Here is a 14,974-nt window from a genome sequence, read left to right on the forward strand (position 1 = left end):
GCTGATGCATAGCGGCCTTACAGCTATCGCGAGGGGGAAATGCGTCGCTCAGCCTGGTCTGCTGTTCTTCTCCTCTTCTTGCCGGGCTGCATCGGCGGCGGTCCGGACCACGCTGAACAGCTGACTGCCGACCGGCAGAAATGCAGCGAGTTCGGCTTTCAGGACGGAACCGATCCCTTCGCCGATTGCGTGATGAAGCTCTCGATGAAGCGGGAGCGCGAGCAGCCGCCGGATCACGACACCCTGGTGAAGCGGTACAGGGCCCTCAGCATGGAGCGGCGCGGCGACGATCGTTATCCGGTGTGCAGCGCCGCCGACATGGATAGCGAGCTCGACATCTCGACCGGCAAATGGGTCGGGCCGAACTGCCAGATGGCTCCCGACTGAGGCCAGCCGCCGGGGTGGCCACGGCCTAAACCGCCCGGGCGAGCGCGGGTGCAGCGTCCGCCGCCTCGACGATCAGCCGGCCGAGCTCGCAGGCGCAGGCGGCCTTGGTGCCCGACCGCCAGATCAGGCTGAACTCCACCTCCGGCAGGGGCGGCAGGCCGTGGCGGCCGTCGAGGATCTTCATCCCCGGCTCGAGCTCGTCACAGGTGAAGTTCGACGCGGCCAGCCCCGCCAGCACCGCCGCGCGCAGGCCGTGCTGGTTTCCCGAGGTGAAGCCGACATGCCACTCCACCGCCGCCCCCGCCAGGGCGTCGACGGCGATGGCCCGGCACGGGCAGGGAGGCGGGGCGAGCGCGAGCGGCAGCGACGTGCCCGGCGGCCAGTCGAAGGTCTCGGCCGCGGCCCAGACGAACTGAGCCCGTCGCAGCACCGTGCCGCCGGTTTCGCCCGGCCGGGACATCACCACGGCGAGATCGAGCTCTCCCGCCTCGACCTTGGCGCGCAGGTCGAGGCAGACGCTGACCGCCACCTCCAGCCGCACCTGGGGGAAGCCGCGGGCAAAGCGGCGCAGCAGCAGCGGCAGCCGGTCGCCCATGAAGTTCTCCGGCACGCCGAAGCGGACGACGCCGGAGACCGAGGACGGCTGGAAGCGCCGGGTCAGCGCGTCCTGCGCCTGCAGGATCTGCTCGGCATGGCGCAGGAACTCCTCGCCGTCCTCGGTCAGGAGCAGCTTGCGCGTGGTCCGGTGCAGCAGCGGCCGGCCCACCTGTTCCTCCAGCCGCCGGATCTGGTGGCTGACCGCGGACTGGGTGAGGTGCAGCCGCTGGGCCGCACGGGTGAACCCGCCGGCCTCATGGACGGCGACGAAGGCGCGCAGCAGGGCAGGGTCGAAATCCATGACCCAAATATATGATGGCGGAAAATGGACGCCACAAAATTAATTCATTTCCATCATGAGCCAGGATTGGAGAGAGTCCGGTCCAGGCCCGCTCGAGCGGCCCACACCGACACCCTCCGCCGCGCCGGTACCGGTTCGCGCAAGCTCTTTGCGCGGCGGCGCGGCCTGTCGCTTCGAGAGAAGGATCATGGCTCTGTCCCCATCTGCCCGGAACATGGCCGCGCTGGTCGGCGTCTGCCTGGCCTCGCTGATGTTCGGCCTCGAGATCTCCAGCGTGCCGGTGATCCTGCCGACCCTGGAAACGGCGCTGCCGGCCGATTTCAGGGGCCTGCAATGGATCATGAACGCCTACACCATCGCCTGCACCACGGTGCTGATGGCGACCGGCACCCTGGCCGACCGCTACGGCCGCAAGCGCGTCTTCGTGGTCACCACCGTCGCCTTCGGGATGACCTCGCTGATCTGCGGCCTGGCCCAGAGCGCGTCGGTGCTGATCGCCGCCCGCTTCCTGCAGGGCCTGGCGGGCGGCGCCATGTTCACCTGCGTGGTCGCGATCATCTCGCACCAGTTCCAGGACGGGCGCGAGCGCGGCCGCGCCTTTTCCACCTGGGGCGTGATCAGCGGCATCGGCCTCGGCTTCGGCCCGATCATCGGCGGCCTGATCGTCACCTGGTCGAGCTGGCAGTGGGTGTTCCTGATCCATGTCCCGCTGACCGTCCTGGCGCTGATCCCGGCCGTGATCGGCATCCGCGAATCGCGCGACCCGCACGCCCAGAAGCTGGATGTCGCCGGTATCGTCACCCTGACGCTGGCGGTGTTCGGCCTAGCCTATCTGATCACCCAGGGGGCGGAGCTGGGCCGCGCCACGGCGATCGGGCTCGCCGTCCTGACCGTCGCCAGCTTCGCCGGATTCCTGGTGGCGGAGCGGATCAGCCCGCATCCGATGTTCGACTTCTCGGTGTTCCGGATCCGTCGGTTCAGCGGCGCGATCATCGGCTGCATCGGCATGAACTGCTGCTACTGGCCGTTCATGATCTACCTGCCGATCTACTTCCAGGGCGGGCTCGGCCTCGACAGCCGGACCGTGGGCCTCCTGCTGCTGGCCTACACCATTCCGTTCCTGGTCACGCCGCCGCTGGCCGACCGCCTGCTGCAGCGCCGCGGCCCGCACATGATCATCCCGTTCGGCATGGCCGTGATGGGGACCGGCTTCCTCCTGATGTGGCTCGGCAGCGGGGTCGAGCAGGCCGGCTGGCTGACCGTGCTGCCCGGCACGCTGCTGGCCGGCATCGGGCTGGGCCTGACCAGCACGCCGGTGACCAACACCACCACCGGCTCGGTCCCCGCCAACCGGGCCGGCATGGCGTCCGGCATCGATATCAGCGCCCGGCTGATCACGCTGGCCATCAACATCGCGGTGATGGGGCTGATCCTGGTGGAAGGGATCCGCTGGTCGCTGCCGGACGCCATGGCCGGTGCTCTCGACGCATCGCAGTTGCAGGCGCTGACCGCCTCCGTCGCCGCCGGCAATCTCGGCGCGCTGCCGCAGGCCTATCCGGCGCTGGCGACGCTTGACCCGTCGGGGGCCGCCGTGCACACGGCCCTGGTCAAGGGCTTCGGCTGGGTGATGCTGTATGGCGGCGTCGGCGCCTGGGTCCTGGCCGCGCTCAGCTTCGCGATCTTCGGCCCGGCCCGGTCGTGCCGGGCGCAGACCGCGGAGGCGTGAGCCCGTCGATCAGCGCCGCCAGCACCGCCCGCCACTCGGCCGGGTCGGCCCCGCCGGCGATGGCGAGCGCCGCGCGGTCATAGGCGGCACCCAGCAGCTGGGCGGCGGCGTCCAGCGGCAGGGGGCGCAGCGCCCCGGCCGCCATCGCCGCCGCCAGCCCTTCGCGCAGTGTCCGGCCGCCGTGCCGGGCATCGATCTCGTCCAGCGCCTGCCGCCCCAGCACGGCCGGCGCTTCGATCAGCAGCAGCCGGGTCCGGCCCGGCACCACCATGGCCCGGAGGAAGGCGTCGCCGCCCCGGGCCAGCGCTTCGAGGGGCGGCAGGCCGGCCGGGGCGGCCTGCTCGATCTCTTCGGCCACGGCCGCGGCCTCTGCCTCGATCACGGCGTGGAACAGCGCCTGCTTGTCGGCGAAGTGGTGATACAGCGCCCCGCGCGTGACGCCGGCGGCGGCCACCAGCTCCGGCGTTCCCGTCTCGGCGTAGCCGCGCTCGACGAACAGCCGGCGCGCGGCCGCGACCAGCGCGGCCTGCGTCCGGTCCGACCGCTCCCGATTGGTTCTGCGTCCTCGCTCTTGCATACATGCAGCCTGTATGTTAACCCAAAAACATGCACCTTGCATGTTTATGCGGCCGGGAGGAAAAGTCCATGAGGACCACCAGCTACTATCCCGTGATCATGACGCCGGAGGTCGCCGCGACCGCCGCCTTCTATGTCCGGCACTTCGGGTTCCGGCCGCTGTTCGAGGCCGAGTGGTACGTCCATCTGCAGTCGGCCGAGGAGACGCAGGTCAACCTCGCCATCCTCGACGGCAGCCACGGCACCATTCCTGCGGCCGGCCGGGGCCGCGTGTCCGGGCTGCTGCTGAATTTCGAGGTGGAGGATGTCGACGCCGAATACGAGCGGCTGAAGGCGGCCGGGCTGCCGATCCTGCTGGACCTCCGCGACGAGGATTTCGGCCAGCGCCACTTCATCACGCAGGATCCGAACGGCGTGCTGATCGACGTGATCAAGCCTATCCCGCCGGCGCCCGAATACGCGGCGCAATACGCCCAGGGCTGACCGACGGACGGATCGCCTCCCTACCCCAGCCGCCCCTCGCGCAGCGCGGCGATCAGCCCGTCGCAGCCGGTCTCGATCAGGTCCAGCACGTGCTCGAAATCGGCGCTGCCGCCGTAATAGGGATCGGGCACGTCCCGTCCCTCCAGCCCCGGCGCGTGATCGAGGAACAGGCCGATTCGGCCGGGACCGGCGACGGCGATCCGGCGCATCCGGTCGAGATGCGTGCGGTCCATCGCCAGAAGCAGGTCGAAACGGCGGAAATCCGCCCGTTCCAGCTTGCGGGCGCGCAAGGGGCGCAGATCGTAGCCGCGCGCCGCGGCCGCGCGGATCGCCGGCGGATGCGGCGGCTCGCCGGCATGGAAGCCGTGGGTGCCGGCGCTGCCGACCGCGTGGTCCAGCCCGGCGGCCGCGAGCTTGGCCCGCATCACCGCCTCGGCGGTCGGCGAGCGGCAGATGTTGCCGGTGCAGACGAACAGGATGCGCATGCCGCCTGGATAACCGGAGCCTATCCAGGCGGCAACGCGTCCGATCGTTACAGCCCCACTCCCTTCATGCCCTCCTCGGTGTAGCGCGCGCCGGCCACGGCGCCGGGCGCGAACAGGGCGTCGAGCGCGGCCACCTGCTCCGGCGTCAGCCGGATCGACGCGGCCGCGGCGTTCTCGGCCAGATAGGCGCGGCGCTTGGTGCCCGGGATCGGCACGACGTGGCCGTGCTTGCCGAGCAGCCAGGCGAGCGCCACCTGGGCCGGCTTGGCCCCGAGGCCGGAGGCGATGTCGGCCAGCGCCTCGGCCAGGCGCCGGTTCTGCGTCAGCGCCTCCTCGGCGAAGCGCGGGTTGACGCGGCGGAAGTCGTCCGGCGCCAGCGACGAGGTGTCGGTCACCGCGCCGGCCAGGAAGGCGCGGCCGAGCGGCGAATAGGCGACGAAGGTGGCACCCAGCTCGCGGCAGGCCTGCAGCATCCCGTTCTGCTCCGGGTCGCGGGTCCACAGCGAATACTCGCTCTGCACCGCCGCGATCGGATGCACCGCATGCGCCCGGCGCAACGTCTCGACCGAGACCTCCGACAGGCCGATCTGCCGCACCTTGCCGGCCTTCACCAGATCCGCCATGGCGCCGACCGTGTCCTCGATCGGCACGTCCGGGTTGCGGCGGTGCATGTAGTAGAGGTCGATGACGTCGGTGCCGAGGCGTTTCAGCGAGGCCTCGGCCGCGGCGCGGATATAGGCGGGCGAGTTGTCGACCTGCCGCTCGTAGCGGCCGGGCTCGCGCACGATGCCGAACTTGGTGGCCAGCACCACCTGGTCGCGACGGTTCTTCAGGAAACGGCCGATCAGCTCCTCATTGTGCCCCGCCCCGTACATGTCGGCGGTGTCGAGGAAGTCGATGCCGTGCTCCAGCGCCGCGGCGAGGGTGTCGAGCGACTGGGCGTCGTCGCGCGGTCCGTAGAATTCGGACATGCCCATGCAGCCGAGGCCGATGGCGGAGACGGTGGTGCCGTCCTGACCGAGGGAGCGTCTGTCCATGGTCTCTCTCCTTGATCTCTGCCGCCCGGTTCGTGGAGGCCGGCACGGCACGGGCAGGAGAATGGGGGCTGCACGATCGTGCGATAACCCGTAGAGATCGACATGAGCTGATGAGCAGGATTCAGGAATGCTCCGCCCCGACCTTCCCGACCTGGCCGCCTTCGCCGCGGTGGCGCGGCACCGCAGCTTCCGCAAGGCGGCGATCGAGCTGGGCCTGTCCGCCTCTGCCCTCAGCCATGCGATCCGCGGGCTGGAGGAACGGCTGGGCGTGCGGCTCTTGAACCGCACCACCCGCAGCGTCACCCCGACCGAGGCCGGCGACCGTCTGCTGGCGCGGCTGGAGCCCGCCTTCCGCGACATCGCGGGCGCGGTGGAGGAGATCGACCAGTTCCGCCACCGGCCGGCCGGCTCGCTGAAGATCACCGCCTCGATCCCGGCGGCGGCGCTGATCCTGGCGCCGATGGTGGCCCGGTTCCTGGCCGCCTATCCGGAGATCCGGCTGGAGGTGTCGGTCACCAGCGCCCTGATCGACATCGTGGCCGGCGGCTTCGACGCCGGCGTCCGCCTGGGGGAGCAGCTGGAGCGGGACATGGTGGCGGTGCGATTCGGCGGCGAGCAGCGGCTGGTCGTGGTCGCCGCCCCCGCCTATCTCGCCGGACGGCCGCCGCCGCGGACGCCGCGCGACCTGACCGAGCACGCCTGCATCGGCTACCGGTTCCCGAGCGGCGTGGTCTATGCCTGGGAGTTCGAGAAGGACGGCCGGGAGCTGACCGTCAGCCCGGAGGGGCCGCTGATCGTCAACGACCAGCGGCTGCTGATCCAGGCGGTGCTGGACGGCGCCGGGCTGGGCTTCGTCTTCGAAGGCATGATCACGGCCGAGCTGGCCGACGGCCGGCTGGTCCCGCTGCTGCAGGACTGGTCGCCGCCCTTCCCGGGCTTCTTCCTGTACTATCCGCGCCAGCGCCAGATGCCGGCGGCGCTGCGGGCCTTCGTCGACTTCATCCGCGCCGACAACCTGGCCGTCAGCCGGCGCTGATGGGCCGACGAGGCCGAACGGTTCAAGCCGATTCCCACACCGTCATGGCGAGGCGCGCAGCGCCGTGGCCATCCAGAGGGCGGCGCCACTGGATGGCCACGCCCCTTCGGGGCTCGCCATGACGATGTTGTGTGGGAGCTGCAGTGCACCCACTCACCATCCCGTCAGTCGTTCACGGGGATGACCGAGCCGTGGTAGCGGTCGCGGATGAACTTCGCGACCGCCGGCGAGGCCAGCAGTTCCGCCAGCCGCTTGATCCGCGGGTCGCCGGCCAGCTTCGGCGTGGTCACCAGGATGTTGGCGTAGGGGTTGCCCTCGGCCTTCTCCAGCCCCAGCGCGTCCCTGGCCGGGGTCAGCCCAGCCTCGAGCGCGTAGTTGCCGTTGATCACCGCCAGGTCGACGTCGTCGAGCGCCCGCGGCAGCAGCGCCGCCTCGACCTCCAGCACCTTGAGATGCTTCGGGTTCTCGGCGATGTCGTTGGGCGTCGCCAGCTGCTTGTCCGGCTCGGCGAAGCCGTCCTTCAGCCGGATCAGCTTCTGGTCCTGCAGCAGGTACAGGGCACGGCTGAGATTGGTGACGTTGTTCGGCACCGCCACAGTGCCGCCGTCCCTCACCTCGGCGAAGCTCTTCGCCCGACGCGAATAGACGCCGAGCGGCTCGATATGCACGGTCGCGGCCACGGCGAAGGTCTCGTCCAGCGCCTCCTCCTGCGAGCGCAGATAAGGCAGGTGCTGGAAGTAGTTGGCGTCGACGTCGCCATGCGCCAGCAGTTCGTTCGGGTTCACGGCGGTCGAGAGCTCGATGATCTCGAGCTTCAGGTCGGGCGCCTGGCTCTGCGCGAAGGCCAGGATCTCGGCATGCGGCACGGCGTCGGCGGCGACCTTCAGCGGCGCGTCCTGCGCCAGGGCGGCGCCGGCCAGGGTGAAAGGCAAGGCGGCAGCGATCGCCGCCCGCGCCAGGCGGGCGGCCAGGGTACGGATCATAATAGACCTGTGGGTTCGGTTGGCGCGGCGTGTTCAGGCGGAGGCGGCTTGCGCCGCCAGGACATCGGCGTAGTGGCGCTGCGCCACATCGGGGTGGGAGCGCAGCCGGCCTTTCAGGTAGTTCGGGCCGACATCGTGGAACAGCGGGTTCTGCGGGTCGCTGGCCGGGCCGCGCGCCTCCGCCGCCAGGGCCGGCGGCAGCTCGAGCAGCGGCACCGTCGCATCGAGCCGGGCGCCGAGGAAGAAGGCCACGGACAGCCGGTCGGTCCCGGCCGGGGGCGTGATCACCCGGTGCACCGTGGCGCGCAGATAGCCGTTGGTGGCGAGCTCCAGCAGCTCGCCGATATTGACCACGAAGGTGCCCGGCACCGGCTCGGCATCGATCCAGCGCCCGTCCTCGCCCTCGACCTGCAGGCCCCGCTGCGTGTCCTGCAGCAGCAGGGTCAGGAAGCCCGAATCCTTGTGCGCGCCGACGCCCTGGTCGCTGCCGGTGGCCTCGCGCCCCGGATAGCGGATGATCTTGATGTGCTGGTTCGGCGTGTCGCCATAGATCGGCTCCAGCGCATCCTTCGGCTGGCCCAGCGCCGCGGCGAAGGCTTCGAGCAGCCGGATCGCCACCCGCGTCAGCTCCGCCTGCCAGCGCAGCAGCACGGTCTTCAGCTCCGGCTGCGCCGCCGGCCACTGGTTCGGCCCCTGCAGCCGCAGCCAGGGCGGCACGCCCGGCCCCTGCGGGATCGCCGGCCGCTCCGCCCCGATGTCGAACTGCTCGCGCCAGTCCGGCTCGCCGCGCGTCCGCTCCCAGGCGGCACGGGTGTAGCCGCGGAAATGCGGCGAATGCACCATCTCGATCGCCAGCTTGTCGGCCTCCGGCAGGGCGAAGAAGCGGCGCGCCTCGGCCTTCACCTGGCCCACCAACGTCTCCGGCACGCCATGCCCGCCGAGATAGAAGAAGCCGACGTCACGGGCCGCCGCGCGCAGCCGCTCCAGGAAGGCTTGGCGCGCCGCCGGCCCGGCGTCGAGCTGCGACAGGTCGAGCAGGGGAAGGGCGAGCGTGTCGGTGGCCATGGTCACCTCGGGCAGAATCATCGGCGCGAGGTCGCGCCATCCGTTAATTTACATATCCCGACAGCATGTCGATTTATATAACAACATTTATAAGATAATTATGCCTGCCGGATCAGGCACGGCCACGCCGCTGCGGCAGCGCCGTCAGGTCGGGCGGCGGGACCGGTCGCAGGCTCTCATAGGCCAGCCGGACCGCCGCGGCGCCATGGGTGCGTTCCAGCCGCCGGACGGTGAAATGGGCCCGCGCCAGGCGCCGGAAATGCTCCAGGAAGGCCAGGTTGACCGCGGCGCCGGCGGCCGCGCCCAGGACCGGCGCCGCCTGGGCCGACAGCTTCAGCAGCACCGGGCCGCTGAACCGGGCGGCGACGGCCGAGACCAGCCGGGGCATCACCGACGCGGTCGCGTTCGGCACCACCCGGGCCAGCGCGATGCGGGTGGCCAGATAGCCGGTCTCGACCGCGTCGTCCGAAGGATCGGGCCGGCCCATGGCGAAGACCTTGAGGCATTCGATCGCGGTCTCCGGGGCGGACGGATCCTCCCCCGCCGCCTTCGCCTCGGCCGCGATCTGGCGCAGCAGCAGGGCGGTGGAGACCGGCAGCTCCAGCAGCGTGCCGGGCAGGCCGAAGCCGCCGCCGGCGGCGCCGCTGGCCGCCGCCAGGCCGCGATGCAGCCACGATTCGGATTCCCGCGGCACCCGGCGGCCGGGACCGCTGCGCAGCGCCGCCTTCAGCGCCGTGGCGATGGCGCGGCGGACAGCGCCGTCCAGCACCTTCTGCACCCCGGCGGGCAGGTTGCGCTTCAGCGCCTCGACCGGCGTCCCGGCCATGGCGGACAGGCGCGCCACCAGCGAGTCGTGATCGAGCACCCTCTTCGCCTCGGCCAGCTCGGCCATGGCCTCGGACGGCAGGGGCAGCGGGGCGGGGAGTGCGGCGGCGGTGGTCATAGGCAACAGATTGGGGGCCGAGGCGCGGCGACAAGGGCCGTTGAGCCGGGACCGCACCGTCGCCATGATCCCGGCATGAAACGCATCGAGCCCGGCGATCCGATCGTGATCCTGACCGGGGCCGGCATCTCGAAGGAGAGCGGCCTCGACACCTTCCGCGACGCCGGCGGCGTGTGGACCCGGTACCGGCTGGAGGATGTGGCGACGCCCGAGGCCTTCGCCCGCGATCCGGAGCTGGTGCACGGCTTCTACAACGCCCGCCGCCGCACCCTGGCCGACCCGTCGGTCCAGCCCAATGCGGCGCATGCGGCGCTGGTCCGGCTGGAGCGCGACTGGCCCGGCCCGGTGCTGCTGGTCACCCAGAATGTCGACGACCTGCACGAGCGCGCCGGCAGCCGCCGCCTGATCCACATGCATGGCGAGCTGGGCCGTGTCCGCTGCCTGTTCTGCGATCACGGCTGCGCCTGGGCCGGCGACCTGTCGGTCGACACCCCCTGCCCGTCCTGCGGCGAGGCCGGCGGGATGCGGCCCGACGTGGTCTGGTTCGGCGAGATGCCGCTGGCGATGGCGGAGATCGAAGCGGCGCTGGCCGGCTGCCGGCTGTTCGTGTCGATCGGCACCTCCGGCACCGTCTACCCCGCCGCGGCCTTCGTCCACCAGGCGCTGGACGCCGGCGCCCTGACGGTCGAGCTGAACCTGGAGCCGGGCCAGGTCTCCGACCTGTTCGAGATCCGCCGCCACGGCCCGGCGACGCGGCTGGTGCCCGGGTTCGTCGACACGCTGCTCTCCGGCCGGGCCCTGATGAAGCGATGACCGAGGCCCTCGGCGAGGTCCTGGCGGCGGCGCGGACCTGCCGCCTCTGCGCCGGCCGGCTGCCGCATGCGCCGCGTCCGGTGCTGCGCGCGGCCACGACCGCGCGGCTGCTCGTCGTCGGCCAGGCGCCGGGCGCGCGGGTGCACGCCTCCGGCCTGTCCTGGACCGACGCCAGCGGCGACCGGCTGCGGCAATGGCTCGGCCTCGACCGCGACGCCTTCTACGACGAGAGCCGGGTGGCGCTGGTGTCGATGGGGCTGTGCTTTCCCGGCACGAACCCGAAGGGCGGCGACTATCCGCCGCCGCGGATCTGCGCCGAGACCTGGCATCCGCGGCTGCGGCCGCTGATGCCCGAGATCCGGCTGACCCTGCTGATCGGCGGCTTGGCCCAGGCCTTCTATCTCGGCCCCCGCCGCCGTCCGAGCGTGGCGGAAACGGTCGCGGCCTGGCGCGACCACCTGCCCGAGTTCCTGCCGCTGCCGCATCCGAGCTGGCGCAACACCGCTTGGTTGAGGCGCAATCCCTGGTTCGAGGCAGAACTTCTGCCGGTGCTGCGGGTTAGGACCGCTGCCGCGCTGGCGGGGGAACGGTGACGATCCCTGCGCCGTTCTCGGATTCGCCGCAGGATCGACCCCAGATGAACCTCGACCAGCCGAAGGCGCCGACCGAAGCCCCGGCGCCGAACAGCCGGAACGGCAACGGCCATATCCCGGAGATGCCGCTGCCGGACGATCCGAAGGCGGTGTTCCTCGGCATCCTCTGCCTCCTGGCCGTGCTCGCCGCGCTGTCGATCGCGCGCGACATCGTGCTGCCGGTCGTGCTGGCGGTGGTGCTGAAGCTGCTGCTGCAGCCGATGGTGCGCGTGCTGGAACGGCTGAGCATCCCGCGGGCCATCGCATCGCTGGCGGCGATCGCGCTGCTGCTGCTGATCGTCATCGGCGTCGGCACGCTGCTGACCAGCCCGGCCGCGGAATGGGCCGGCAACCTGCCGAACGAATGGCCGGCGTTGCGGGCGAAGTTCGCCTCCCTGGCCGAGCCGCTGCAGACCTTCGTGTCCCGGCTCGAGAACATGGGCGTGCGCTTCGGCGACGCCGGTACGCTGCTGGAGCATCCGACCGACATCGTCACCGCGGTCTTCGCCGGCACCGGCCTGATCGCGTCGCATCTGTTCGCGACGCTGCTGGTCCTGTTCTATCTGCTGGTGTTCGGCGAGACCTTCCTGCGCCGCTTCGTCGAGATCCTGCCGACCTTCGTCGAGAAGCGGGAGGCGGTGTCGATCTCGCTGCAGATCGAACGCGACCTGTCCTCCTATCTCCTGACCGTGACTGTGATCAACGCCCTGGTCGGCGTCGCCACCGGGCTGGTGATGTGGGCCTGCGGCATCCCGGCGCCGGTGCTGTGGGGCGCTGTCGCCTTCTGCCTGAACTTCGTCCCGATCCTGGGGCCGATCCTGGGAATCGTGCTGTTCCTGCTGGTCGGGCTGGTGGCCGAGGGGCCGGCCTGGACCGCGGCGCTGCCCGGCCTGCTCTACCTCGCCATCCATATCGCCGAGGGCGAATGGATCACCCCGACCGTGCTGGCGCGGCGCTTCACCATCAACCCGGTGGCGGTGATCCTGGCGCTGATCTTCTGGTACTGGATGTGGGGCGTCCCCGGCGCCATCCTGGCGGTGCCGATGCTGGCGATCGTCAAGATCGTCTGCGACCGCGTCCGCCCCCTGCGCGCCTTCGGCCACCTGCTGGAGGGGTGAGACCTCAGCCCTCCTGATCCGCGGTGAGACCTCAGCCCTCCTGATCCGCCTCGCGCTCCAGCGCCTCCATGTCCTCGTCGGAGAAGCCGAAATGGTGGCCGATCTCGTGGATCAGCACGTGGCGGACGACATGGCCGAGATCCTCGCCGGTCTCGCACCAGTAGTCGAGGATCGGGCGGCGGTAGAGGAAGATCATGTCCGGCCTGGTCGCGATCGCGAAGGTCTTCTGGCCGAACGGCGTGCCGGTGTAGAGGCCCAGCAGGTCGAACGGGCTCTCCAGCCCCATCTCGTCCAGCGTCTCGTCGTCCGGGAAGTCGACGACCTGGATGGCGACGCCGCGGACCATGGCCCGCAGCCGCGCCGGGATGCGTTCGAACCCCTCCTCCGCCAGCTCGATCAGGTCGTCGATCGACGGCGGCTCGGTGAAGCCGGGTTTCCGAAACGTGCTCATCGCGGCGCCAGCCGCACGGCGCCGTCGAGGCGGATGACCGAGCCGTTCAGCATCTCGTTGGCGGCGATGTGGAGGACGAGCTGGGCGAACTCCTCCGGCCGGCCCAGGCGCTGCGGGAAGAGGGTGGTGGCGATCAGACTGTCCTGCACTTGGCTCGGCATCGCCTCGATCATCGGCGTGCCGATCAGCCCCGGCGCCACGGTCATCACCCGGATGCCGCTCTTCGCCAGCTCGCGCGCCGCCGGCAGGGTCAGCCCGACCACCCCGCCCTTGGAGGCGGAATAGGCGACCTGGCCGACCTGGCCCTCATAGGCGGCGACCGAGGCGGTGGCGACGAACAGGCCGCGCTCGCCCGAGGCGCTGGCCGCCTCCGGCAGCGGATCCTCCGCCGCCATCGCCGCGGCAGTCAGGCGCAACAGGTGGAAGGTGCCGAGGAGGTTGACGCGGATCACCCGCTCGAACAGCGCCGGGTCGTGCGGCCCGTCTCGGCCGACCAGCCGTGCCCCCGGGGCGATGCCGGCGCAGGCCACAGCGATCCGCGCCGTGCCGTGCGCCGCCCGCGCCTGCTCCAGCGCCGCGGCCACCGACTCGCCGTCGCCGACGTCGCAGGCGACGGCCAGGCCGCCGATCTCGCGCGCCACCGCCTCCGCCGCGTCGCGGTTGAGGTCGAGCAGCGCCACCTTCGCCCCGGCCGCCGCCAGGGCCCGGGAGGTCGCCGCCCCCATGCCCGACCCCGCCCCGGTGACCACCGCCGCCAGCCCCTCGACCTTCATGCCGTCCTCCTCCCGGATGTCCTGCTTCTGGGTAGCAGATCGCCGGGCCGGTTGCGACCGGGCCGAACGCCGCTATGCTGCGCCTGAACCGAAGGGGAGGATGCGATGCAGTTCCTGGTGATCGCGAAGGACGGCACCGATGCCGAGGCCCCGGCGCGCCGCCTGGCGGTGCGCGAGCAGCATCTGGTCGGCGCCCGCAAGCAGGCGGAGGACGGCGTCATCGTCGCCGGCGGCGCGATCCTGGACGACGAGGGCCGGATGGTCGGCTCCGCCGTGATCTACGAGGCGCCGGACCGGGCGGCGCTGGACGCCATCATCGCCGCCGACCCCTATGTCACCGGCGGGGTGTGGCGCGACATCGAGATCAAGCCGTTCCGGCTGGCCGTCCGCTCGAAGCCCTGACCAGCAGCCGGAACGCCGCCAGCGCGCCGAGCGTCGTCAGCAGCACGGCCAGCGCCATCGGCAGCGCGTCGCTGCGGGTGGCGTGGCCGATGGCGATGCCGACCAGCGCCGCCAGCGTCATCTGGATGAAGCCCATCAGCGCCGAGGCGGTGCCGGCCATGGTCGGGAACGGCCCGATCGCGCCGGCGATGGCGTTGGGCAGGGTGAGGCCGACGCCGATCATGACCAGGAAGAAGGGCGCGACCACCGCCCAGACGGCGAAGACGCCGGCGGCGGCCAGCCCCGCCATCGCCGCGGCGCCGGCCAGCATCACCAGCGTGCCCGCCGCGATCATCCGGTCGATGCCGAGCCGGAGCGTCAGCCGGCCCGAACCGAAGCTGCCGAGCATGTAGCCGGCGACGACCGCGCCGAAGCAGGCGCCGTAGACCGGCGGCGACAGCCCGAGCATGCCGGACAGCACGAAGGACGAGCCGGAGATGAAGGTGAAGATCGCGCTGTAGCCGCAGGCGACGATCAGGACATAGCCGAGATAGCGGCGGTGGCGCAGCAGCGAGCCGTAGTTGCGGGCCAGGCGGGTCGGGCTGGTGGCCAGCGGGTCGCGGTGCCGGTTGCTCTCGCCCAGCAGCGCCAGCACCGAGGCCAGCATCAGGGCGCCGAAGCCGACCAGCACCCAGAAATTTGCCCGCCAGCCGAAGGCCTCCTGCAGGACGCCGCCGATGATCGGTCCGATCGCCGGCGCCAGCGCCATCGCCATCGACATATAGGCGAGGATGCGGGCCGCGCGGTCCGGACCGTACAGGTCGCGCACGACGGCGCGGCCCAGCACCGGGCCGCAGCAGGCGCCGAGCGCCTGCAGGAACCGGCACAGGATCAGCATCTCGATCGAGGTGGCGAGCGCGCAGGCGATGCTGGCGGCGGTGAACAGGGCGACGCCGGCCAGGATCGCCGGGCGCCGGCCGAAGCGGTCGGAGACCGGACCGTAGACCAGCTGCGCCACGGCGAATCCGACCAGGAAGACGCTGAGGGTGAGCTGCACCGTGGCCACGTCGCTGTCGAAGGCGGCGACCAGCGCCGGCAGCGACGGCAGGTACAGGTCCGTCGACATCGGCCCGAAGCCGGTCAGCAGCGTCAGGACGACGGCGATGATGGCGGAGGGCTGCATGCCC

18 protein-coding genes are annotated in these 14,974 nt (G+C 71.3%); 8 read left to right on the forward strand and 10 right to left on the reverse strand.

What is annotated here, in order from left to right; all coding sequences use genetic code 11:
* Positions 1–39 precede the first annotated feature (39 nt).
* Positions 40–387, forward strand: a complete 348-nt coding sequence (locus tag G537_RS0106950) for a hypothetical protein (protein ID WP_026869490.1) — start codon at positions 40–42, stop codon at positions 385–387.
* Positions 388–412: 25 nt separating this feature from the next.
* On the opposite strand, the gene G537_RS0106955 is transcribed toward G537_RS0106950, so the two are convergent.
* A complete protein-coding gene (locus G537_RS0106955) occupies positions 413–1,285 on the reverse strand; it encodes a LysR family transcriptional regulator (RefSeq protein WP_026869491.1) in 873 nt (290 codons plus the stop codon).
* 187 nt (positions 1,286–1,472) lie between these two features.
* On the opposite strand from G537_RS0106955, the gene G537_RS0106960 reads away from it, so the two are divergent.
* Positions 1,473–3,011, forward strand: a complete 1,539-nt coding sequence (locus G537_RS0106960; protein WP_026869492.1) for an MFS transporter — start codon at positions 1,473–1,475, stop codon at positions 3,009–3,011.
* Here the strand turns inward: G537_RS0106960 and G537_RS36810 are convergent.
* Positions 2,953–3,588, reverse strand: coding sequence for a TetR/AcrR family transcriptional regulator (locus tag G537_RS36810; RefSeq protein ID WP_051248047.1), 636 nt, complete (start codon positions 3,586–3,588; stop codon positions 2,953–2,955). The genes G537_RS0106960 and G537_RS36810 overlap by 59 nt on opposite strands.
* A gap of 68 nt (positions 3,589–3,656) precedes the next feature.
* On the opposite strand from G537_RS36810, the gene G537_RS0106970 reads away from it, so the two are divergent.
* On the forward strand, positions 3,657–4,070 hold the full coding sequence (locus tag G537_RS0106970; RefSeq protein ID WP_026869493.1) for a VOC family protein: 414 nt from the start codon (positions 3,657–3,659) through the stop codon (positions 4,068–4,070).
* Positions 4,071–4,090: 20 nt separating this feature from the next.
* Here the strand turns inward: G537_RS0106970 and G537_RS0106975 are convergent, their stop codons facing one another.
* Positions 4,091–4,555, reverse strand: coding sequence for a low molecular weight protein-tyrosine-phosphatase (locus tag G537_RS0106975; RefSeq protein ID WP_026869494.1), 465 nt, complete (start codon positions 4,553–4,555; stop codon positions 4,091–4,093).
* Positions 4,556–4,602: 47 nt separating this feature from the next.
* Positions 4,603–5,592 (reverse strand): aldo/keto reductase, encoded by a 990-nt coding sequence (locus tag G537_RS0106980; RefSeq protein ID WP_026869495.1) that lies wholly within the window; start codon positions 5,590–5,592, stop codon positions 4,603–4,605.
* Between the two features lie 127 nt (positions 5,593–5,719).
* On the opposite strand from G537_RS0106980, the gene G537_RS0106985 reads away from it, so the two are divergent.
* A complete protein-coding gene (locus G537_RS0106985; protein ID WP_026869496.1) occupies positions 5,720–6,628 on the forward strand; it encodes a LysR family transcriptional regulator in 909 nt (302 codons plus the stop codon).
* A 164-nt stretch (positions 6,629–6,792) separates the two neighbouring features.
* Here G537_RS0106985 and G537_RS0106990 read toward each other — a convergent pair whose 3' ends face one another.
* From G537_RS0106990 to G537_RS0107000, 3 genes are all read right to left on the reverse strand, one after another.
* Positions 6,793–7,611: a MetQ/NlpA family ABC transporter substrate-binding protein gene (locus tag G537_RS0106990; RefSeq protein WP_026869497.1), complete on the reverse strand. Its 819-nt coding sequence runs from the start codon at positions 7,609–7,611 to the stop codon at positions 6,793–6,795.
* Positions 7,612–7,644: 33 nt separating this feature from the next.
* Positions 7,645–8,676, reverse strand: coding sequence for an isopenicillin N synthase family dioxygenase (locus G537_RS0106995; RefSeq protein ID WP_155888531.1), 1,032 nt, complete (start codon positions 8,674–8,676; stop codon positions 7,645–7,647).
* A gap of 112 nt (positions 8,677–8,788) precedes the next feature.
* Entirely contained in the window at positions 8,789–9,619 is an 831-nt protein-coding gene (locus tag G537_RS0107000; protein WP_051248049.1) for an EcsC family protein, read from the reverse strand.
* A 75-nt stretch (positions 9,620–9,694) separates the two neighbouring features.
* Between G537_RS0107000 and G537_RS0107005 the strand changes: the two genes are divergently transcribed.
* Genes G537_RS0107005 through G537_RS36815 form a run of 3 tightly spaced genes read left to right on the forward strand, consistent with a single transcriptional unit; the run spans position 9,695 to position 12,182 of the window.
* The gene (locus G537_RS0107005; RefSeq protein WP_026869500.1) at positions 9,695–10,432 is read left to right on the forward strand and encodes an NAD-dependent deacylase; all 738 of its coding nucleotides are present in this window, start codon (positions 9,695–9,697) and stop codon (positions 10,430–10,432) included.
* Positions 10,429–11,025, forward strand: a complete 597-nt coding sequence (locus tag G537_RS0107010) for a uracil-DNA glycosylase family protein (RefSeq protein ID WP_026869501.1) — start codon at positions 10,429–10,431, stop codon at positions 11,023–11,025. Before G537_RS0107005 ends, G537_RS0107010 begins: the two co-directional genes overlap by 4 nt.
* 44 nt (positions 11,026–11,069) lie before the next feature.
* Positions 11,070–12,182 (forward strand): AI-2E family transporter, encoded by a 1,113-nt coding sequence (locus tag G537_RS36815; protein ID WP_051248051.1) that lies wholly within the window; start codon positions 11,070–11,072, stop codon positions 12,180–12,182.
* A gap of 31 nt (positions 12,183–12,213) precedes the next feature.
* Here G537_RS36815 and G537_RS0107020 read toward each other — a convergent pair whose 3' ends face one another.
* Entirely contained in the window at positions 12,214–12,633 is a 420-nt protein-coding gene (locus G537_RS0107020) for a metallopeptidase family protein (RefSeq protein WP_026869502.1), read from the reverse strand.
* Positions 12,630–13,406: an SDR family NAD(P)-dependent oxidoreductase gene (locus tag G537_RS0107025; RefSeq protein ID WP_026869503.1), complete on the reverse strand. Its 777-nt coding sequence runs from the start codon at positions 13,404–13,406 to the stop codon at positions 12,630–12,632. Before G537_RS0107025 ends, G537_RS0107020 begins: the two co-directional genes overlap by 4 nt.
* A 105-nt stretch (positions 13,407–13,511) precedes the next feature.
* On the opposite strand from G537_RS0107025, the gene G537_RS0107030 reads away from it, so the two are divergent.
* Positions 13,512–13,808: a YciI family protein gene (locus G537_RS0107030; RefSeq protein WP_026869504.1), complete on the forward strand. Its 297-nt coding sequence runs from the start codon at positions 13,512–13,514 to the stop codon at positions 13,806–13,808.
* Here the strand turns inward: G537_RS0107030 and G537_RS0107035 are convergent.
* Positions 13,771–14,970 (reverse strand): multidrug effflux MFS transporter, encoded by a 1,200-nt coding sequence (locus G537_RS0107035; RefSeq protein ID WP_026869505.1) that lies wholly within the window; start codon positions 14,968–14,970, stop codon positions 13,771–13,773. The two genes, G537_RS0107030 and G537_RS0107035, sit on opposite strands and share 38 nt — an antisense overlap.
* Positions 14,971–14,974 lie beyond the last annotated feature (4 nt).

Origin of the sequence: Inquilinus limosus DSM 16000, assembly GCF_000423185.1 — a bacterium.
Lineage (GTDB): Bacteria > Pseudomonadota > Alphaproteobacteria > DSM-16000 > Inquilinaceae > Inquilinus > Inquilinus limosus.